The sequence below is a fragment of the Acinetobacter sp. GFQ9D191M genome, assembly GCF_011174875.1.
Classification (GTDB): Bacteria; Pseudomonadota; Gammaproteobacteria; order Pseudomonadales; family Moraxellaceae; genus Acinetobacter.
Map to the genome: position 1 here is coordinate 1 of NZ_JAALGV010000031.1, position 18665 is coordinate 18665.

Genomic DNA, 18665 nt, shown 5'->3' on the forward strand with positions numbered 1-18665 from the left:
AAGCTCAAAAGAAATTATCAAAGTTCTGTTGCCTTAGCCTGTATATTTTTATGGCTACCGTTATAGGGTTAATTATGAACAGTAAGTGTCAACAGACCCTAATCATTAAATAATAAAATGGACCTAAGACTAGGGGCGCATCTTTGTATGAATGAACACGGTTGTTTTTTAATATGTATTTCTTTAACAAATGGCCTGTCTTCGAGTCTACCTAGGTTTGCCTTCTAAACTGGAGGTAATCCTCCCTGAAAATGTCAAAAGCTAAACATGTCGAGTATTGAGATGATTGCCCGAAACTCTTTATAGGGTTCATTGATGTCAGTCCGGTTTTATCTCTCTTTAATATAATGAGAAAGGTACAGTATTATTTGAATAAACATCATCTAAACCTTTATCTAGAACTTTCCCTGTGAAATTTGTACTAAAATAAGGACAATTGATAATACAGAAGAAAGTCATGCTGCCTTTATATATTACCAGTGGTGAACCTGCCGGAATTGGTCCAGATATCTGCCTGAGTTTGGCGGATCGTATTGATGAACGTCCATTGGTGGTACTTGCCGATCTGGAAATGCTCCGTCAACGGGCGCAGCAGTTAAAACTTCTGGTTGAACTGATTGAATATACAGGGCAAACGACTTCTTCAGAAAAAGGCCAGCTTTATGTTGAGCACGTGCCTTTAAAAGAACCAGTAATACTAGGTCAGCTAAATAGCCATAATGCCGCTTATGTACTGGAGCAGCTACGCCGTTCAGCCGAATATGCCATGTCAGGTAAAAGTGTCGGAGTTGCCACAGCACCTGTACAGAAATCAGTCATTAATGATGCGGGAATTCATTTCAGTGGTCATACCGAGTATTACCAGGAATTTGCAGGTGTGCCTCGTGTGGTAATGATGCTAGCGACTAAAACTTTACGTGTAGCCCTTGCAACCACACATCTTCCACTTCGTGCAGTCGCAGATGCCATTACTCCGGAACGCCTGCATCAGGTGATTGATATCCTGATTCATGACCTGAAATCCAAATTCAAAATTGAACATCCGCATATTCTGGTCTGTGGTTTAAATCCACACGCAGGTGAGGGCGGTTATCTGGGGATGGAAGAGATTGAAGTCATCAATCCAGTACTGGAGACTTACCGTACTCAAGGTATCAATATGAGCCTGAGCTTGCCTGCAGATACTTTATTTACTCCTGAAAACTTGAAAGATGCCGATGCTGTTCTGGCGATGTATCACGATCAGGGCTTACCTGTGTTAAAATCTCAGGGCTTTGGTGAAGCCATCAATATTACTTTGGGCTTACCGTTTATCCGAACTTCTGTCGATCACGGCACAGCACTCTCCCTCGCAGGTACAGGCCTTGCGAAAAGCTCAAGCTTACATGTGGCTGTGGATTTGGCGCTGGATTTAGCGCGTCAATGATCTCGTCTTTATTACACGTTGGAATTGTCTATGTATCAGATTAATGCCTTAAACCCAAAAGATGAAGGGCATCACACGCGTAAGCGTTTTGGTCAAAACTTCTTACATGACCAACGTGTCATTGCCAAAATTGTGCGTTCGGTAAACCCGCGTGCAGGCGAAAATATTGTTGAAATTGGTCCGGGTCTGGCTGCTTTAACATCGCCTTTAATTGGTGAATGTGATGCCTTGACTGTACTTGAGCTGGACCGCGATTTAGCCGCTGGTTTGCCGGATCGTGTGCCGCATCCTGAACGTTTAACCATTATTGAAACGGATGCACTAAAATACGATTTCACCAATTTATTTGAAGAAGGTCGTCCGCTACGTGTAGTTGGGAACCTGCCTTATAACATTTCAACACCGCTATTGTTCCATCTCCTGGAATTTGGTGACAAAGTGAAAGATATGCACTTCATGCTGCAAAAAGAGGTGGTCGATCGTATTACAGCTTCACCAAATACCAAAGAATATGGTCGTTTGTCGGTGATGATCCAGTATTACTGCAAACCGACTTTTCTGTTTGAAGTGCCGCCAGGTTCTTTTAATCCGCCACCAAAAGTGACATCTGCCGTGTTCCGTTTGGAGCCATATGATGTAAAACCGATCGTGGCAAAAAATGAAAAAGCTTTGGCTCGTCTGGTATCGCATGTATTTACCCAGCGCCGTAAGACTTTGCGTAATAGCCTGAAAGGGATGCTGGTTGAAGATGGTTTTGAAAAGGCAGGTGTGGATCCAATGGCACGTCCAGAGACACTATCACTTGCCCAATTTGTGGCTTTATCTGATCAAATGGTAGCTTAAAAATAATGACCCGCACTGTTCGATACAATTATGTGATTGGTGATGTACAAGGCTGTTTTGAAGCCTTGAAGGCACTGCTGAAAGAAATCCGTTTTGATCCTGATCAGGACTTTATCTGGTTTGCTGGTGATCTGGTGGCTCGAGGGGAAAACTCGCTGGGTGCATTACGCTTCATTAAAAAGCTTGTCGATAATGGCGTGGCGGCAACAGTGCTGGGTAATCATGACCTGACTTTGCTGGCTTATGCACGCGGTATTAAGCCGATTAAAGACAAGGATAATGTCCGTGATGTGATTGATGCGATCGACAGTGATGAGTTAATTGACTGGATCCGTAAACAGCCGATGTGTCTGTTTCCGAATGAACAGACGGTACTGACCCATGCCGGTATTCCCAATATCTGGGATGCAGCCAAGACGGCTGAATTGGCTAAAGAAGTAGAAGCCATTATTGCCCATGATGATTTTGAGGTGGTGGATACTTTCTTAAAGGAAATGTTTGGGAAAGAGCCTACACTCTGGTCAGATGAATTAGAAGGTCATGAGCGTACACGCTGTATCGTGAATTACCTGACCCGGATGCGTTTAACTGATGCAGAAGGGCGTCTGGAATATAGTTTTAAAGATTCACTGGATGATCCGATGCCAGAAGGTTTTAAGCCCTGGTTTGAGTTTGAATCGAAAACTGCAGCAACCCATCAAATTGTATTTGGACACTGGGCCGCTTTACAGGGTAAAACCATTTCTGGGCGAATTCAGAATGTCGATGGTGGCTGTGTCTGGGGTAATCAGTTGATGGCTTATCGACTGGAAGACCAGCAAATGTTTGCCGTCGATAATCCGGTATTTTAAAATATTTAAAGCTCAAAAAAGCCACGCTGAACGTGGCTTTTTTATTGTGCTGATGATTAGTCTGCGCGAATCCAGGTCTGGTTGCGGCCCAGAACTGAAACACCCACACTGGCACGTAGCGTTAAACGCTTGCCGGTATTGTTTAGACGAACCTTGGCATCATAAATTTTACCTGCCAATGGATCAATGACACGACCTTTTTCATAATTTTTGGTGCCTTCAACGTGTTTCAGGCCTTTTAGAATAGTCATGCCTAAAATCGGTTGATCGGTATAAGGGGCTGGACATTTATTACATTTTTCGCGTGGTGTATAACCTGGACGTGGCGTGATTTTCGCAATCTTGCCTGAGTAAGTATTATTTGCTTCTTTTTCGATGACAATGATGGCTTTTGCTGCTCCAGTTTTATCATCAATTTGTTGCCAGGTTCCGCTAATATCTTGAGCCCACAGGTTCATCATGAATCCTGTAGTCAATGTGGCAAGGAATATCTTCTTTAACATATCCATCATTCCAAAGAACTTTTCATTATTACCCGCACATGTTAGAAAGATTGCACAAATAGTCAATAAATAATTAAAAATCATGGAATTAAATTTATAAAAAAAGCTGCCTGTTTGGCAGCTTTGAGAAAAAGTGTGAACTTATTCCTGGCGAATCCAGGTCTGGCTACGACCCAGAGCAGAAACACCCACATAACCGCGTAGAGTTAAACGTTTGCCGTTGCTGCTTAGACGAACCTTGGCATCGTAGATTTTACCTCCCAATGGATCAATCACACGACCTTTTTCATAATTCACGCTATCACCAACCTGTTTTAAACCTGTCAGTACGTCCATCCCTAGGATCGGCTGATTGGTATAAGGTGCCGGACATTTATTACAGGTTTTTTGCGGGGTATAACCTGGACGAGGCGTTACTTTGACAATCTTGCCGGCATAAGTACCATTGCTGTCCTGACGGATTTCAATCAGTGCTTTTGGTGAACCAGTCTTATCATCGATTTGTTGCCATGTCCCGGTCAAGTCTTGTGCATAAATGGTCCCAGTCATGAATGTAGCAATGAGCATTAATCCTAATTTAGATTTATTCATTTATATTTATCCTTTTTTCATAGATGAAACAAACTATCCCAAACACAAGCGTGTGGTTTTTTAATTTTGGCTGATTTTAGAGTAATGAGCGTTGCAGATCGCTCGGTCAATCTGCTTTAAGCTTGTTGATTCCCCATGACAGAAACCTGTCGATGTTAATTGCTTTGTTGCTGAATTTTCAGTAAAAGCAGAGAAATTCAGTAAGATCTTTAACCTGGTAATGTCTTGCATTCTATCTCCTTATATTGCTCATCAAAATCCGTTTGATGCTAAGCCTGTTAAAGCAAATGAATCTAATATTTATATGCATGTTTTATATTGTATAAAAAAAGCATCTGTCTAATATTGATACAACTTAATGCATGAAAATGCAAGCTTCTGTGCACTAAGTCATGAATTAATCTTGTTTAATCCAGGTCTGGCTACGTCCCAAGGCTGAAACACCTACATAACCACGTAAGGTTAGACGTTTGCCATTGGCACTTAATTTAGCTTTGGTGTTGTAAATATTGCCAGATAAAGGGTCAATCAGTTTACCTTGAGAGAAATTATTATTGCCTGCATCCTTTAAGCCGGTGAGTACATCCAGACCAAGAATCGGTTTATTGGTATAAGGTGCAGGGCAGGAAACACAGGTTTCGCGCGGTGTGTAGCCAGGACGAGGCGTAATCTTGGTAATTTTGGCGGTATAAACACCATTTGAAGTTTCACGAATTTCCAGAATTGCTTTAGCTGATCCTGTTTTATCGTCAATACTTCTCCAGGTACCTGAAATATCGGAAGCGAAAGCCAGATGACTGAAAAAGGTCAGGGCTAAAACGGATAATAATTGAACCTTTTTCATAGGTCTGTTCCTGAGTGAAAAATTCTTTATTTCCCTATAGTAAGAATAGTTTCATTCAGAAACAAACGTTAAATATTGATTGATGAGTCACATTTTTTGCAGATAAAGTATAAAAGTTGGCAACCAGATCGCAGTAAAAACGGCATTCACTGCCATGCCAAACGTAGCATAACGTCCGGCAACATTGCCACGCTGCCAGGCTTGAGCTGTACCAATCGCATGTGCTGCTAGACCTAGAGCCAGACCTGAAGCACGCTCATCATTGATATGTCGTAAAATAAATGGTGAAAATGCTGCACCAATTACGCCAGACAAAATGACGATCAGAATGGCCAGACTAACAGGTGCCTCCAGTAAGGTCGCAATATTAATTGCAATTGGTGTCGTGACTGCACGGGTGGCAAAGGCCATGATGTCGCCAGAAGACATATGTAGTAAATAGGCGAGACCCATCGGTAAGGCGACCGCACTGATACTGGCAAAAACCAGAATTCCGACAATAGCTTTCAGTGGCAGGTCATCATAACGCATGGCGGCTAGCGGAATCGCCAGTGCAACTGTGACATAACCAAGCAAATGGTTAAACAGTGGATTGACCTCATCCATATAATGCTCATAAGGAATACCCAGCACCAATAAAATCACCAGCACCAGGAACATGCTAAACACAATCACAGGAATTTGCGGAATAACACGATTGCAGGGTTTGGCAAGCAGATAAGCAATTAAGGTAATCGCAAAGCCATAAAGAACAGAAAACATGTGCGACTCCTATAACCAGCGTTTTGCCATTTTGGCGTAGATCCAAAGAGGGAGCAGAGTACTCAGGCATAACACCAGCATAAAGGCCGGAATTTTTTGTCCCATATGCATCAACATAATTAGCGCGCCTGCACTAATCGGTAAAAAAGCGAAGGCACTTTCTTTCATCAGCTTGTTATTAGTATCCACCAGACGCGCTGGAATTTTGCCAAAATAGCGCCAGGCAAATAAGGTGACTAGCAGGCTGATGAGTCCGACCAGGTTGCCCAATTCAGGATGATCTAGCTGGGTCATTAGCCAGACTGAAGCTTCACGAAATACAATAATTAAGAGGAGAGTGCTGATCCATGCTGGCCAGTCAATATGTTTTATCCAGTTCATTGGTGATGTCATTTAAAAGTTTACTTATCAAGTTTTACTCGATCTTACGCTGGATTTCAAACTCTTCAAGTGGACGCTGGAATTGAAGTGCTTGAGATCCCAGAATTTCTTCTATCGGTAAATGAGCCTGTTTGATCAACTGTTCCAGCTTCGGAGGTGCAATCCGTACATCGATATGTAACTGACCTTCATCATCATAATGTTCAGACTGAATCACGTTCAGCGCATAAAGTTGATTGCGCAGTTTGCCATAGGCAGGTTTCAATACCAGTTCAAAGTGCTGAATCTGACCCATTAATGCTTCATGCACGGCTTTGCGTAACAGATCCAGACCTTCACCACTATGTGCTGAAACATAGACCCGTTCAGGCTGACCGGGCTGGCGATAAATGATTTTGGCATCTTCACCGCTACAGTCGATTTTATTATAAACTCGTAACACCGGGACGTCGGCACCAATTTCCTTGAGCACCTTTTCAACGGCTTCAATTTGTTCAAGCATTTCCGGACTGCTGGAATCAATCACATGCAAAAGCAGGGTGGCTTCAACGGTTTCTTCCAGAGTTGCTTTAAAAGATTCGACCAGTGAATGCGAAAGATTACGCACAAAGCCTACCGTATCTGCCAGTACCAGATTACCGACGCCGTCCCATTGCAGGCGTCTTAAAGTTGGATCCAGAGTCGCAAATAGTTGGTCTGCTGCATAAACATCGCTATCGGCCAGAATATTGAATAAGGTAGATTTTCCCGCATTGGTATAACCTACTAAAGACACGGTTGGAACAGCCGCTTTTTGCCGAGCAACACGGCCCTGAATACGGGTTTGACGGACTTTTTCTATTTTGGCTTTAAGCTGCCCCATGCGGATACGCAATAAACGGCGATCTGTTTCTAGCAGGGTTTCACCAGGACCACGCAGACCGATCCCGCCTTTCTGGCTATCCAGATTGGTACGGCTACGAACCAGTCGTGAAGACAGATGCTGTAATTGTGCCAGTTCAACTTGCAGTTTCCCTTCATAGGTACGGGCACGCTGTGCAAAAATATCGAGGATGAGTTCGGTACGATCAACCACCCGGCAATGCACCACATTTTCAAGGTTACGTGCTTGGGCAGGTGTCAGCGCATGATCGAAGATGACCAGATTGGCATCCAATTCTTTGACCCGTTCAGCAATTTCTTCTGCTTTTCCTGAACCCACAAAAAATTTGGCATCCGGTTTTAAGCGTTGAACAAAGAGATGTTCCAGAATTTCGGCATTTGCAGATTGAGCTAACAGATGAAACTCTTCAGCATCAAGGTCATCCAGCATTTGTACGCTCACACTGACCAGTATGACGCGTTCTTTTCCCTGATGTTGCTCAAAATATTCCACTCAGGCCAATCTCCAGTTGAAAACTTCATTTTAGTTGAAAATGAACTTTACAGATACTGAAATAGCGGGCTTTGTTTTAGAGTGCCGTGACAAACAGTTGTGTAAGTGTTACGAGCAACGCCGTATATAACAGGGTACCACCCAAGATATAGCTCAATACTTTTAAGGGCCGAATCATCTCAGCTGATTTCACTGTTTCATCTTGCATGATGAGCATCCTTTTTAATCTAATATTTCGATTGATTTATTTTATTTAATTCATTCAATGAATTTAAATTGAAAATATAGATGTACTTGGTCGTTTTTTATTATCAATGCAAGTTGGACATGAACAGTATAAAATGGGTTTAATTCGTGGATATTCCCTGTATCTTGTTTAGGATTTAGTGATCTTTTTATGAACTCGACTGTACAAAATCAATCACCTGAGATACAAGGTTTTGCAAAATTCTTTCTTTATACAAGAAAAACGACTTCTGCATTAGCAGCCATCAGCCAGGGGTTTTATCTGGTTTACCGTCATGGTTTATATAAAGACCCGAATAATCCGAACAATACCCGGTATGTGCAATATTTCTGTCGCCAGTTGTGCAAGGTATTTAATATCGAGGTTAAGGTCCATGGCGTGATTCCACGTGAGCCGGCATTATGGGTGAGTAATCATGTGTCCTGGCTGGATATCGCCGTTTTGGGTTCAGGCGCGCGAGTGTTTTTTCTGGCCAAAGCTGAAATTGAAAATTGGCCAATTTTAGGCAAGCTGGCTAAAGGTGGTGGCACCTTATTTATCAAGCGTGGTTCAGGAGATTCGGTCAGAATCCGTGAACAGATTACTGGCTTCCTGAAACAGAATATTCCAGTCCTGTTTTTTCCTGAAGCGACCACATCTGATGGACGCTCAATTAAAAAAATTTATGGTCGTATTCTCGGTGCGGCAATCGAAGCGCAACGTCCGGTACAAATCTGCCTGATCTGCTATGTGAATCAGCAGGGTGAGCTGGATATGGTGGCGCCTTTTATTGGGAACATCAGCTTTGCCAAACATGTACAAAATGTTCTGGAAATGCCTAAAGTCACGGCTCATTTGATGGCCTTGCCGGCAATTGCGACCGAAGGGCATACAGTAGAAAGCCTGACTGCACTGGTGCATGAAAATATGCTGGAGGGTTTGCAAAGGTTGCAAGCCAAAGTAATAAAAAAGCCTCATTAAGAGGCTTTTTTATTAGAAATACTCCGAGATATTCATTACATAAAACCTTCGATCGGGAGTATCGACAGGAATTTTATTGAGGCTTTTTGATACCACTTCATTCCTGGCTCTTTTTTAAAGGTCTTTGTTTCACCTTTGGCATTGCGGATTTTCCAGTTAATGTTCTGGTTGGCATCCAGAACCAACTTATAGGCATACTTGCTTAAGTTTTTGTCCATGGTTTCATGTACCGCACGGGCCAGATTAGGACTATTTAGCAATACACCAATTTCAGTATTCAAATAAGCCGAACGCGGATCGAAATTAAAAGAGCCGATAAATACCTGTTTCTGATCAATGGCCATCAGTTTGGCATGCAGGCTGGAACGGCTCAGGCCTTTTAAGCTGACCTTCGCTTTTTGTGCTAGCTCTTCAGTATTGGCATTCAGGTTGTCGGCATCTGGCGCGGCCAAAAACTCATAAAGTTTTACATCATTTTCTAGCAGTTCCTGACGATATTTGGCATAAAAGGCATGGACCAGCGGCACGTCATTGGCCTTATAAGAGTTGGTCAGTACTCGGACTTTGACATCTTCTGAAGCCAATTTCTTGAGACGTTCTGCGCCCTGTTTTTCCGGTACAAAATAGGCCGACACGATATCCACACTTTCTTCCGGTTTTTCCAGATGCTGTAATAACTGGAAGTTCAAATGATCTTCAGTCTTAGCCTTTGACTTGATTTTACTTGGTGGATCTTTGACGACTTCAGCTTCTACCCAATCAAGTTGAATGTTGTGTTCCAGCCATTTATCGAAAGCCTGTGAACGATTGGCCAGATTCAGGTAGTTCTGGATTGCAGTATCATGGCTATATTCTTCCAGCTGCTGTTTCAGGCTCGGGTAGCGTAGCGTATGATGACGAGGATTAACAATCTGCCGAACCGGATAGGCATAATCATCATTCCAGTATTCATCAAAAGAATGAATGATTTCATCAGAAGCGGCACCGACCAACATCACATCTACATCAGAGAACTGATAACTGTCACTGACGTTATAATACTGGTTACTCATGTTACGGCCGCCAATCAGGGCAATCTGGTTATCGGCAATAAAGCTTTTGTTATGCATGCGGCGGTTGATCCGTTTTAGATCCAGCAGCATATCCATGGCACGGTATTTACGGAAGCGGTAGGGGTTATACAGTTTGACCTCAATATTCTGGTGCTGATCTAGTGCCAAATAAATACCTTCCATTTTCTTGGCATTGTTATCATCCATCAACAAACGGACTTTTACGCCACGGTCTGCTGCCTGAATGAGGGCATGCAGAGCCAGTGCACCAATACGGTCGTTATCCCAGATGTAATATTGCAGATCCAGACTACGTTCCGCTTTATTAATCAGCTGGATACGTGCAGCGAGTGCTTCGAGCGGATCTGGAAGCACATGATAACCGGTCAGGCCAATATTCTGCCGACGTAAAGGCTCAACAATCTGGGCCAGACTGGTTTGCGATGTATCCGTTTCAAATGCCATCCGGCTAGGCTGTTCAGTTTGCGGAGGCAGCGTACTGCAAGCAGGAATGCCGAGTACCAGGCTGCAGCTCAGTAAAATGCCAGCTTTATAGCGGTAAGCTTTTGATAAGCCAGAGGGTTTTGAATGAGCGGAAGCGTGGGGAGCATTTACCATAAACATCAAAGACTGAAAAATTTGGATTGAGTATAATTGCCAGCTATGAAAAGATAAATATAAAGCCACTAATCAGCTCCTCGACTCGACAAGGCAAATCTATGTGGGATACCAGTTCCGTACTTTTTTATTTTTATCTAGGCATGGCCATTCTTGCCGTTTGGGCAGTGTACCAGGCCTGGTCGAGTCAGTCGCGTACAGAAACCATTCATCCCTTTAAAGCGTTTTGTCACCTGCTGGCTTTCTATCTGGCGTATTTGCTGATTCCGCTGGTGTTCTTCAGTATTTATGCAGGATGGATGGGCTACTATTCGATTCATGAGTCTATTTTTATTTTCGTGATTAGTGCCGTACTCAGTTATGCACGGTTTATCGAGCCGCATTTGATTCGGGTTGAAACCACGCCTTATCAAATCAATCCTCAGCAGAAACTTAAAAAACCGGTACGGATTGCTTTGATTGCAGATTTACATATTGGCCTGTTTTCCGGACATGAACGCCAGTTAAGACAGATTGTACATAAGTTGAATCATCTGAAACCTGACTTGGTAGTGGTCGCAGGGGACTGGACTTATGAACCGGAAAATAAACTGGCACAGGAGCTGGCTGTCTTAAAGGAAATTCATGCGCCGGTATATTCGGTGACAGGGAATCATGATGAACAGTATCCTGGTCCGCCTATTCAGGAATTGCTTCGTTATGCGCTGGAAGTGAATCAGGTCATGGATATTGAAGGGCAGATTGTCGAGTTTGATGAATTTCGTCTGCTCGGGGTAGGGGATCTGTGGGCTGGAAAAACAGATATGCGCGCAATGCCGGATCTGCCTCAGGATAAACCTTGGGTGATTCTGTCGCATAATCCAGATACCGTGGACATGGTGCCGAAATTGCCAACACGACCATTGATGCTTTCTGGACATACGCATGGCGGGCAGGTCGAGTTACCTTGGCTGACGGATTATGTGATGAAAAAGGTCTCCATTCTGGGCCATAAAAAAGGTTTGTACCGGCATGAGCATGCAGATGTATTTGTGACCGTGGGAACGGGCATGGTAGGGGTACCATTTCGTTTTCGCGTACCACCAACCATTGATATTATCGAATTGGTCTAAAAAAAACTGATTCATTCGCTGCTGTTAAAGCAGTAGCCAGAGCACAATAATAATCAGTAAAATAACGGCTGCGGTGATCCAGATTTTCTTTTCAATCTCACGGCCGGGCACACGTTTGCCGACTTGCTGTGCAGCCACCTCAGTATCTTTAGCGATGCTAAGGTTGGGATGATCTGGAACTTCCAAAGGTGTAGTTACCACCGGAATATTTTCATCAGCATCATCAGTAAAGCGTGGGCCGATATTGCCTTTATTGTCTCGATTAAGCGCCAGATCATGCTCTATGACAATTTCATCAATGACCTGTATCGCCTGTGATTCATCTAAAGCTGTATGCGTCCGGATATAGCGAATGGCTTCTAGTTTTTTATCATCCTCTAGCATAATCACTATATCCACCAGCTGTTCTTGAGTAAGTTGCTCAATAAGATCCTGCATCACTCTGCCTCATTCTCTGGCTTTATTTATTTGATTGTTCCCGAAATATCAGCAAAGAAGTAGCAAGTTTTTGTTGTGAAATCATAAAAAAAGCCAGCATGAACTGCTGGCTTTGATTGAGATGACTTAATCTGTCAAGATCTTTAGATCTGATTGTTTACATCATCATTTTTAGTTTCACGGATCAGCAAGAATGCAAGCAATGACAGGATAGAGGCTGCTGTGAGGTAATAACCTACTGCAGACAAGCCATAAGTTGTTGCCAGTTTGGTTGCAATCAATGGTGCGAAAGATGCACCAAAAATACCCGCCAGGTTAAAGGTCAGTGCAGAACCGGTATAACGTACTGAAGTCGGGAAGATTTCAGACAATACAGTACCAATCGGACCATAAGTTAGACCCATGATCGCTAGGCCGATACATAAGAAGAAGAACACAACCAGCGTACTGCCTGATTCAAGCATGTCGGCAAAGAAGATACCGAAAATAGCAGAGACCACACATACCGCGATTGAAGTTGTCTTACGACCGAATTTTTCTGCAAGAACTGCTGAAAGTGGAATGAACGCGGCAAAGCACAGAGTTGCAACTAATTGCAATTGAAGGAATTCTTCACGTGTATAGCCGAGCTGTTTGGTACCCCATTGCAATGCGAATACAGTGGTCAGGTAGAACACCACGAATGTACAGATCGCAGCGATGGTACCCAATACCAGCATTTTAGAATGCTTTTTGAATACTTCGAAGAAGGGTACATTCACTTCTTTCTGCTTTTTCAACACGTTCTGGAATGCAGGGGTTTCATGCAGTTTCAAGCGAATCCATAAACCCATAATCACCAGTAGCGCACTAGAGATAAATGGAATACGCCAGCCCCATTGCATGAACTCTGCTTCAGACATGAATGCGCCAAGTGTCAAGAATGAGCCTGTTGCCAGAATGAAGCCAATTGGTGCACCAAGTTGCGGGAACATACCGTACCAGGCACGTTTACCTTCTGGCGCATTTTCAGTTGCCAGTAGAACCGCACCTGACCATTCACCACCCAAACCAAGGCCTTGGCCTAAACGACAAAGAGCCAGCAATAATGGCGCAGCAATACCGATTTGTGCATAAGTTGGCAATAAACCAATGGCAACGGTAGAAAGGCCCATGGTCAACAAGGCCGCGACCAGTGTGGCTTTACGTCCGATCCGGTCTCCCAGATGACCAAAGAGTGCAGCGCCGATTGGACGGGCAATAAAGGCAATCGCAAAGGTTGCCAGCGACTGAATAGTCGCAGTCATAGGATCTGTACTTGTAGGGAAGAACAGATAAGGGAAAATAATAACGGCAGCTGTGGCATAAATATAGAAATCGAAGAACTCGATTGTAGTGCCTACTAAACTTGCTGTTAAAACACGAAATTTTGAATTGGTTGCTGTAGTTTCTGTTACAACGATAGAATCTGAAGACGCCATGAATAACCTTACACTTACTAAAAATAAAAAACTTAGTTTTAAAAGCGTAATCTTTTTAAAAAAGGCGTAATTTTTTAAAAAAACAACTGCAATCTTCTCGTTTCAACTCGCTCAGGGTCACTGAAATGGAGAAATGAGATGATTAAATCACGTAAAGATAAATAGACAGAAAATGTGATCCTGCGCCTATCAATACAAAAATGTGCCAGATAGCGTGGGTATATCTTACTCTTTTTAAAGCGTAAAACAATGCACCTACAGTGTATGCTAAGCCACCAATGATCAGAAAGGTTAAAGATTGAGCACTTAAGTGCTGCTGCATATCGTCCATAACCAGTAATACCAGCCATCCCATGACCAGATAAGCGACCAAAGAAAGTTTCTGGAAACGGTTGATGAAAATGAACTTGAATAGTGTTCCAAGTACAGCAATCACCCACAAGGCAATCAGTAAATACTGGGCCTTGGCCGTTGGAATCGCAATTGAAAGAAACGGGGTATAGGTACCTGCAATCAGGTAGTAAATTGCCGTATGATCAACTTTTTTGTAAAAATAGCGTCGGTCTGCAGCAGTGGACATATGGTAGAGCATCGAAGCGGAAAACAGCAGAATCATGCTGAAAGCATATACCCAAAGGCCGATCCATTGTCCGGCACTCAAATAAGAGCCTTTAATAATCAATAAAATACCGGCAATTAAAGCCAGTGCAGCACCGAGGCCGTGACTAATATAATTAATCCGTTCCTCATTATGATCATAATCTGGAACTAGGGGAGCATTCTGCATGGTTGTCATTCTTTTTAAATATACACTTGTATAATAATTCAATTTTGCTTTTAAGTTAAGAACAATTAAACTTGAGCAGCAATTCATATCAGGTTTTTCTTATGTCGACATCGACTTCTCTCTCGGTTCAGGAACAACAGTTCTTGGAGGCTTTTCAGCAAGCCTTTGAAACTGATCATTTTGATCGTCTGATCTTAAGTCAGTATAAAGGTGAACTTGAACAATTGGAGAAAATGACCTTTAGAGTCATTTCGCTCAATGAACAGAAGGTTTTGAGCTGTGTCTATCGATACAAGACTCAGGATGTCACCAAAAACTATCCTTTGAATGAAGCCTTGACTCAAGTAACGGAATTATTGGCCTGTTGCAAGCAAGCTAACCTGTTTACCGATCAGGAAGAATTGCAGCTGAAGAAAAACAAGAAAAAGGCCATGCTGACACGAAGTAAAGCTAAACCTGCCTCTACAAAGACAAAAGCCGAGCAGGGCCATGACCGGGTTAAACAGCGTTATGTCGATCAGGACAGTGTATTCCTACAGCATTTAGGAATCACCGATCAGCAAGGCCAGATCATTCCGAGCATGGCGCGTAAGTGGAAACAGATTAATAAATTTGTCGAGATTTTCTCAGGCGCACTGGCTCAAATCCAGCCGCAGGAACAAGGATTACGTATCGTCGATTTCGGTTCAGGTAAGGGATATTTAACCTGTGCGCTATATGATTATATGCAAAAACATGGTCAGACGCCGTATGTCACCGGCGTAGAGCTGAATCCGAAAATGGTCGAGTTCTGTCAGAATGTCGCGCAGCAATCTGGTTTTAGCCAGCTGGATTTCTTCCAGGGCGATGTGCGTACCTATGAACCGGAACGTCTCGATGTGATGATCGCTCTGCATGCCTGTGATGTGGCGACCGATTTTGCAATCCATAGCGGTATTCGCTTGAATGCACAGATCATCATGTGTGCTCCATGCTGTCACCAATGTTGCAGTTTGGCATCCATGCTGGGCAGCAAGCCGAAATGCTGACGGATACCATTCGTGCCTTATTGCTTAAGGCGTATGGGTATGAAACCAAGGTCTTTGAATTTGTGGCCCTAGAACACACCAGTAAAAATAAAATGATTCTGGCGACCAAACGGAAGGATTATGAACAGCCAGATCAGGCTGTTCTCGCCCAGATTCAGGTATTAAAAGAGATGTATGGAATTCAAAAACATTCACTGGAATTGTTATTGAATAACCAGTGGGATCAGCAGGGAATTGGTTCTAAATGCTAGACAATCACAATCTTAAGATCGTGTCAGGCAGCTGGGATGAGTTAGCCCAAGATGCCAGAGTGATACGTGAAGCCGTTTTTATTCAGGAACAGCAAATTGCTCCTGAAGATGAATGGGATGCGGAGGATGCAATCTCTACGCATTTTGTGGCTTATTTACAGGATCAAGCCGTGGCGACTGCACGCTTATTAAAGAATCACAGTATTGGTCGCGTAGCTGTATTACAGTCGGCACGTGGTACGGGTATCGGCCAAAATATCATGCAGGCTGTGATTGATCAGGCCAAGACAGAGCAACGTGAATTCCTAAAGCTTTCTTCACAGGTACATGCGATTGGCTTTTATCAGAACTTGGGTTTTGACGTGCAGGGTGAAGAATATCTGGATTGTGGCATTCCACATATAGATATGTATCTCAGCTTAAAAGACTAAAAAATAAAAAAGCGAGGAAAACCTCGCTTTTTTAAATTTGATCTTGGAACTGCTTAGTGGCCATGAGTGGTATTTTCGTCATGGCTAGCATTGTCCATCTGTGCATGTTCTTCAGCAGACATATTGTGCTCTTCCACGCTCGTCTCATGAGTCTGATGAGATGAAGAGGTCGCCTGACGAGCTTCACGGTCAGCCTGTGCTTTGGCTAAAGCTTCTGGAGACATCGCAGGTGCATTCTTAAATGCATGCTGCTGGGTATTTTCTTTCTTTTGCTGGCTTGGCATGTAGTCTGGTTCATTACTGACCGCAAGCCAGAAAAACAACATGAATAATCCACCTAAAATACAGAAGATAATCAGTGCTTTCCAACCCCAAGGTGATTTTTCAGGTGAACTGTGATCAGTCATATGCATGTACCCATCGTGGATGTCTAACTCATGTAACTTTATAACATAAATTGCCTGGAAAGCAGATCAAAATGTGTCATTTAGAGAGAATATCAAACTTAGAAATTCTATGGCGTTGAAATAAAAAAAGAGGAGCTAAGCTCCTCTTTTTAGACTCAGGTTTTAAAAACGCTGGCCTTCAGCAACTTTCTGTTTGAGTAACTGTGGCGCTTTGAAACGTTCGCCATATTTACGTTCCAAGATTTCAGCACGATTCAAGGCCTTGGTTAAACCATACTGGTTCAAGAACTGCACAGCACCTCCCGTCCAGGCGGCAAAACCAATTCCAAAGATTGACCCGATATTCGCATCGACCACTGACTCCAGCACACCTTCTTCCAGACAGCGCACAGTATCGAGGGCTTGAACAAACAGGAAGCGGTCTATCATTTCCTGTTCAGAAATATCCACTTCTTTATACCAATGCTCCAAGCCAGACCATAGCTGCTTTTTGCCCCCTTCAGGATAGTCATAAAAACCTGCACCAGCAGCTTTGCCTTTACGGTTAAACTCATGAATCATGGTTTGAATCACGGCATCCGCATCGGTGCTTGGACGTTCTTTGCCTTGTGTAGCCAGAGCCTTACGGCTTTCTGCAGCTACATGCTCAGAAAGCGTCAGAGAGACTTCATCCTGAATAGCAAGTGGTCCGACTGGCATACCGGCTTTCAGCGCAGCCATTTCAATACGAGCTGGATGCACACCTTCGGCAAGCAAACGTAATCCTTCCTGTACAAAGGTGCCAAAGACACGGCTAGTAAAGAAGCCACGGCTGTCATTCACTACAATCGGTAGCTTGCCAATTTGCTGCACATAGTCAAATGCCTTGGCCAGTGTTTCTGCTGAAGTATTTTTCCCCTTAATGATCTCGACCAGTTGCATTTTGTCGACTGGGCTAAAGAAATGCAGACCGATAAAATTTGCCTGATTCTGAGAGGCTTGAGCTAGGTCACTGATGGGTAGAGTTGAGGTATTGGATGCCATTACACCGTTGGCTGATAAATATTGCTCTGCTTCCTGAGTAACTTTGGCTTTGAGTTCCTGATTTTCAAATACTGCTTCAATAATCAGGTCACAACCTGCTAAATCTGCCATGCTCGCAGTAGCAGGGATCAGAGCTAAAATCTGGTCACGTTTTTCGGCTGTTAAGCGGCCTTGAGCCACTTTTTTATCCAGTAATTTCTGGCTATACGCTTTGCCTTTTTCCGCAGCTTCGACCGAAATATCTTTCAGTACCACCTGAATGCCTTTGCTGGCAGTGACATAGGCAATACCTGCACCCATCATGCCTGCGCCCAAAATACCTACTTTAGTAGCTTTCCATGGCGCAAAGTCTTTAGGACGGCTGGCACCCCACTTGATGGCATTCATGCCATGCCAGAATGTACCGATCATGTTCTTGGAAATCTGGCCAGTGGCGAGATAGGTGAAATAACGCGACTCAATTCTCAATGCAGTATCAACATCAACCTGAGCGCCTTCAACCGCAGCGGATAAAATGGCTTCAGGAGCTGGATAGCAGCCCTTGGTTTTATCACGCAGCATCGCAGGAGCAATGGCAAGCATCTGTGCGACGGCAGGCGAAGAAGGGGAGCCTCCCGGAATTTTGTAACCTTTTACATCGAAAGGCTGTTGGGATTGCGGATATTGCTTAATCCAGGCTATAGATTTATCTAGTAACTCATCCAGTGAGTCGGCTGTGTCATGCACCAGTCCCAAAGACTTAGCTTTCTCTACACCAAACTGTTTGCCTTCCATCAGCAAAGGTAAGGCATTTTGCAGGCCTAGCAGACGAACCATACGGACAATACCACCACCGCCTGGCAGCAAGCCTAAAGTGACTTCAGGCAAACCAAACTTGGTTTTGGCATCATTCAGCGCAATACGATGATGGGCACATAAAGCAATTTCCCAACCACCGCCTAAGGCTGTACCATTTAAAGCTGCCACTACTGGAATACCACGCGTTTCGATATAACGCAGTTTGGCTTTCATATCTTCAATCATATTGAAGAATTCGGTGGCATGTTCAGGCGTCGCCTGAATTAACTCATCTAGATCACCGCCAGCAAAGAATGTTTTTTTTGCTGATCGGAAAATAATCCCGGCAATCTGTTCATCAGCCTGTAACTGAGCAACGACTTCTTTCAGAGCCGCGCGAAAGTCGGCATTCATGGTATTGGCGGACTGGTTCGGAGAATCAAAGGTCAGAATGACAATATGATCTTCAGTTTTTTGATATTGAATTGCGCTCATGCT

The 18665-nt window shown here is 43.5% G+C and carries 19 protein-coding genes and 2 pseudogenes; 8 read left to right on the forward strand and 13 right to left on the reverse strand.

Going from position 1 to position 18665, the window contains the following annotated elements; genetic code table 11:
* The 4 genes and pseudogenes from G5T77_RS17160 to G5T77_RS06145 form a co-directional block, all read left to right on the forward strand.
* Window positions 1-85, forward strand: a pseudogene (locus tag G5T77_RS17160) (IS5/IS1182 family transposase); the annotation flags it as partial.
* A 357-nt stretch (window positions 86-442) separates the two neighbouring features.
* Complete coding sequence (gene pdxA / locus G5T77_RS06135) at window positions 443-1426, forward strand: 4-hydroxythreonine-4-phosphate dehydrogenase PdxA (protein ID WP_171521879.1); 984 nt, start codon at window positions 443-445, stop codon at window positions 1424-1426.
* 30 nt (window positions 1427-1456) lie between these two features.
* Window positions 1457-2269, forward strand: a complete 813-nt coding sequence (gene rsmA / locus G5T77_RS06140; protein ID WP_166139233.1) for a 16S rRNA (adenine(1518)-N(6)/adenine(1519)-N(6))-dimethyltransferase RsmA — start codon at window positions 1457-1459, stop codon at window positions 2267-2269.
* 5 nt (window positions 2270-2274) lie between these two features.
* Window positions 2275-3120: a symmetrical bis(5'-nucleosyl)-tetraphosphatase gene (locus G5T77_RS06145; RefSeq protein ID WP_166139231.1), complete on the forward strand. Its 846-nt coding sequence runs from the start codon at window positions 2275-2277 to the stop codon at window positions 3118-3120.
* A gap of 56 nt (window positions 3121-3176) precedes the next feature.
* On the opposite strand, the gene G5T77_RS06150 is transcribed toward G5T77_RS06145, so the two are convergent.
* From G5T77_RS06150 to G5T77_RS17370, 7 genes are all read right to left on the reverse strand, one after another.
* Window positions 3177-3623 (reverse strand): DUF2147 domain-containing protein, encoded by a 447-nt coding sequence (locus tag G5T77_RS06150; protein WP_166139229.1) that lies wholly within the window; start codon window positions 3621-3623, stop codon window positions 3177-3179.
* 141 nt (window positions 3624-3764) lie between these two features.
* Window positions 3765-4214, reverse strand: coding sequence for a DUF2147 domain-containing protein (locus G5T77_RS06155; protein WP_166139227.1), 450 nt, complete (start codon window positions 4212-4214; stop codon window positions 3765-3767).
* Window positions 4215-4611: 397 nt separating this feature from the next.
* The gene (locus tag G5T77_RS06160; RefSeq protein WP_004785231.1) at window positions 4612-5058 is read right to left on the reverse strand and encodes a DUF2147 domain-containing protein; all 447 of its coding nucleotides are present in this window, start codon (window positions 5056-5058) and stop codon (window positions 4612-4614) included.
* Window positions 5059-5145: 87 nt separating this feature from the next.
* Window positions 5146-5820 carry an LrgB family protein gene (locus tag G5T77_RS06165; protein ID WP_166139224.1) on the reverse strand — a complete coding sequence of 225 codons (675 nt, stop codon included), beginning with the start codon at window positions 5818-5820 and terminating at the stop codon, window positions 5146-5148.
* A gap of 9 nt (window positions 5821-5829) precedes the next feature.
* Complete coding sequence (locus G5T77_RS06170; protein WP_034704120.1) at window positions 5830-6201, reverse strand: hypothetical protein; 372 nt, start codon at window positions 6199-6201, stop codon at window positions 5830-5832.
* Window positions 6202-6235: 34 nt separating this feature from the next.
* Window positions 6236-7576 carry a ribosome rescue GTPase HflX gene (hflX, locus tag G5T77_RS06175; RefSeq protein ID WP_166139222.1) on the reverse strand — a complete coding sequence of 447 codons (1341 nt, stop codon included), beginning with the start codon at window positions 7574-7576 and terminating at the stop codon, window positions 6236-6238.
* A 76-nt stretch (window positions 7577-7652) separates the two neighbouring features.
* Window positions 7653-7784 carry a hypothetical protein gene (locus tag G5T77_RS17370; RefSeq protein WP_277343752.1) on the reverse strand — a complete coding sequence of 44 codons (132 nt, stop codon included), beginning with the start codon at window positions 7782-7784 and terminating at the stop codon, window positions 7653-7655.
* A 189-nt stretch (window positions 7785-7973) separates the two neighbouring features.
* Here G5T77_RS17370 and G5T77_RS06180 point away from each other — a divergent pair, with 189 nt between their 5' ends.
* On the forward strand, window positions 7974-8783 hold the full coding sequence (locus G5T77_RS06180) for a lysophospholipid acyltransferase family protein (RefSeq protein ID WP_166139217.1): 810 nt from the start codon (window positions 7974-7976) through the stop codon (window positions 8781-8783).
* Between the two features lie 35 nt (window positions 8784-8818).
* Here the strand turns inward: G5T77_RS06180 and G5T77_RS06185 are convergent, their stop codons facing one another.
* Window positions 8819-10453, reverse strand: coding sequence for a phospholipase D family protein (locus tag G5T77_RS06185; protein WP_171521878.1), 1635 nt, complete (start codon window positions 10451-10453; stop codon window positions 8819-8821).
* A gap of 101 nt (window positions 10454-10554) precedes the next feature.
* Here G5T77_RS06185 and G5T77_RS06190 point away from each other — a divergent pair, with 101 nt between their 5' ends.
* Window positions 10555-11565, forward strand: a complete 1011-nt coding sequence (locus G5T77_RS06190; protein ID WP_034704127.1) for a metallophosphoesterase — start codon at window positions 10555-10557, stop codon at window positions 11563-11565.
* Window positions 11566-11589: 24 nt separating this feature from the next.
* Here the strand turns inward: G5T77_RS06190 and G5T77_RS06195 are convergent, their stop codons facing one another.
* The 3 genes from G5T77_RS06195 to G5T77_RS06205 all read right to left on the reverse strand — a co-directional run bounded on the left by G5T77_RS06195 (window position 11590) and on the right by G5T77_RS06205 (window position 14250).
* Window positions 11590-12003 carry a hypothetical protein gene (locus tag G5T77_RS06195; RefSeq protein ID WP_166139211.1) on the reverse strand — a complete coding sequence of 138 codons (414 nt, stop codon included), beginning with the start codon at window positions 12001-12003 and terminating at the stop codon, window positions 11590-11592.
* 143 nt (window positions 12004-12146) lie between these two features.
* On the reverse strand, window positions 12147-13463 hold the full coding sequence (locus G5T77_RS06200) for an MFS transporter (RefSeq protein WP_159123666.1): 1317 nt from the start codon (window positions 13461-13463) through the stop codon (window positions 12147-12149).
* 142 nt (window positions 13464-13605) lie between these two features.
* Window positions 13606-14250: a hemolysin III family protein gene (locus G5T77_RS06205; RefSeq protein WP_166139207.1), complete on the reverse strand. Its 645-nt coding sequence runs from the start codon at window positions 14248-14250 to the stop codon at window positions 13606-13608.
* Window positions 14251-14351: 101 nt separating this feature from the next.
* On the opposite strand from G5T77_RS06205, the pseudogene G5T77_RS06210 reads away from it, so the two are divergent.
* Together G5T77_RS06210 and G5T77_RS06215 are read left to right on the forward strand one after the other, a co-directional pair.
* Window positions 14352-15529 (forward strand): annotated as a pseudogene (locus G5T77_RS06210) (SAM-dependent methyltransferase).
* Window positions 15523-15960 (forward strand): GNAT family N-acetyltransferase, encoded by a 438-nt coding sequence (locus tag G5T77_RS06215; protein WP_166139203.1) that lies wholly within the window; start codon window positions 15523-15525, stop codon window positions 15958-15960. The pseudogene G5T77_RS06210 and the gene G5T77_RS06215 overlap by 7 nt, the downstream one beginning before the upstream one ends.
* A gap of 53 nt (window positions 15961-16013) precedes the next feature.
* Here G5T77_RS06215 and G5T77_RS06220 read toward each other — a convergent pair whose 3' ends face one another.
* On the reverse strand, window positions 16014-16367 hold the full coding sequence (locus G5T77_RS06220) for a hypothetical protein (protein ID WP_034705429.1): 354 nt from the start codon (window positions 16365-16367) through the stop codon (window positions 16014-16016).
* A gap of 162 nt (window positions 16368-16529) precedes the next feature.
* Window positions 16530-18662, reverse strand: a complete 2133-nt coding sequence (locus tag G5T77_RS06225) for a 3-hydroxyacyl-CoA dehydrogenase NAD-binding domain-containing protein (protein ID WP_166139200.1) — start codon at window positions 18660-18662, stop codon at window positions 16530-16532.
* Between the last annotated feature and the right edge of the window lie 3 nt (window positions 18663-18665).

Bases quoted from the DNA above. Each gene is read 5' to 3' on its own strand.
- rsmA (WP_166139233.1), top strand. From the start codon at position 1,457: ATGTATCAGATTAATGCCTTAAACCCAAAAGATGAAGGGCATCACACG.
- G5T77_RS06145 (WP_166139231.1), top strand. From the start codon at position 2,275: ATGACCCGCACTGTTCGATACAATTATGTGATTGGTGATGTACAAGGC.
- G5T77_RS06150 (WP_166139229.1), bottom strand. From the start codon at position 3,623: ATGTTAAAGAAGATATTCCTTGCCACATTGACTACAGGATTCATGATG.
- G5T77_RS06155 (WP_166139227.1), bottom strand. From the start codon at position 4,214: ATGAATAAATCTAAATTAGGATTAATGCTCATTGCTACATTCATGACT.
- G5T77_RS06160 (WP_004785231.1), bottom strand. From the start codon at position 5,058: ATGAAAAAGGTTCAATTATTATCCGTTTTAGCCCTGACCTTTTTCAGT.
- G5T77_RS06165 (WP_166139224.1), bottom strand. From the start codon at position 5,820: ATGTTTTCTGTTCTTTATGGCTTTGCGATTACCTTAATTGCTTATCTG.
- G5T77_RS06170 (WP_034704120.1), bottom strand. From the start codon at position 6,201: ATGAACTGGATAAAACATATTGACTGGCCAGCATGGATCAGCACTCTC.
- G5T77_RS17370 (WP_277343752.1), bottom strand. From the start codon at position 7,784: ATGCAAGATGAAACAGTGAAATCAGCTGAGATGATTCGGCCCTTAAAA.
- G5T77_RS06180 (WP_166139217.1), top strand. From the start codon at position 7,974: ATGAACTCGACTGTACAAAATCAATCACCTGAGATACAAGGTTTTGCA.
- G5T77_RS06185 (WP_171521878.1), bottom strand. From the start codon at position 10,453: ATGGTAAATGCTCCCCACGCTTCCGCTCATTCAAAACCCTCTGGCTTA.
- G5T77_RS06190 (WP_034704127.1), top strand. From the start codon at position 10,555: ATGTGGGATACCAGTTCCGTACTTTTTTATTTTTATCTAGGCATGGCC.
- G5T77_RS06195 (WP_166139211.1), bottom strand. From the start codon at position 12,003: ATGCAGGATCTTATTGAGCAACTTACTCAAGAACAGCTGGTGGATATA.
- G5T77_RS06200 (WP_159123666.1), bottom strand. From the start codon at position 13,463: ATGGCGTCTTCAGATTCTATCGTTGTAACAGAAACTACAGCAACCAAT.
- G5T77_RS06205 (WP_166139207.1), bottom strand. From the start codon at position 14,250: ATGCAGAATGCTCCCCTAGTTCCAGATTATGATCATAATGAGGAACGG.
- G5T77_RS06215 (WP_166139203.1), top strand. From the start codon at position 15,523: ATGCTAGACAATCACAATCTTAAGATCGTGTCAGGCAGCTGGGATGAG.
- G5T77_RS06220 (WP_034705429.1), bottom strand. From the start codon at position 16,367: ATGACTGATCACAGTTCACCTGAAAAATCACCTTGGGGTTGGAAAGCA.
- G5T77_RS06225 (WP_166139200.1), bottom strand. From the start codon at position 18,662: ATGAGCGCAATTCAATATCAAAAAACTGAAGATCATATTGTCATTCTG.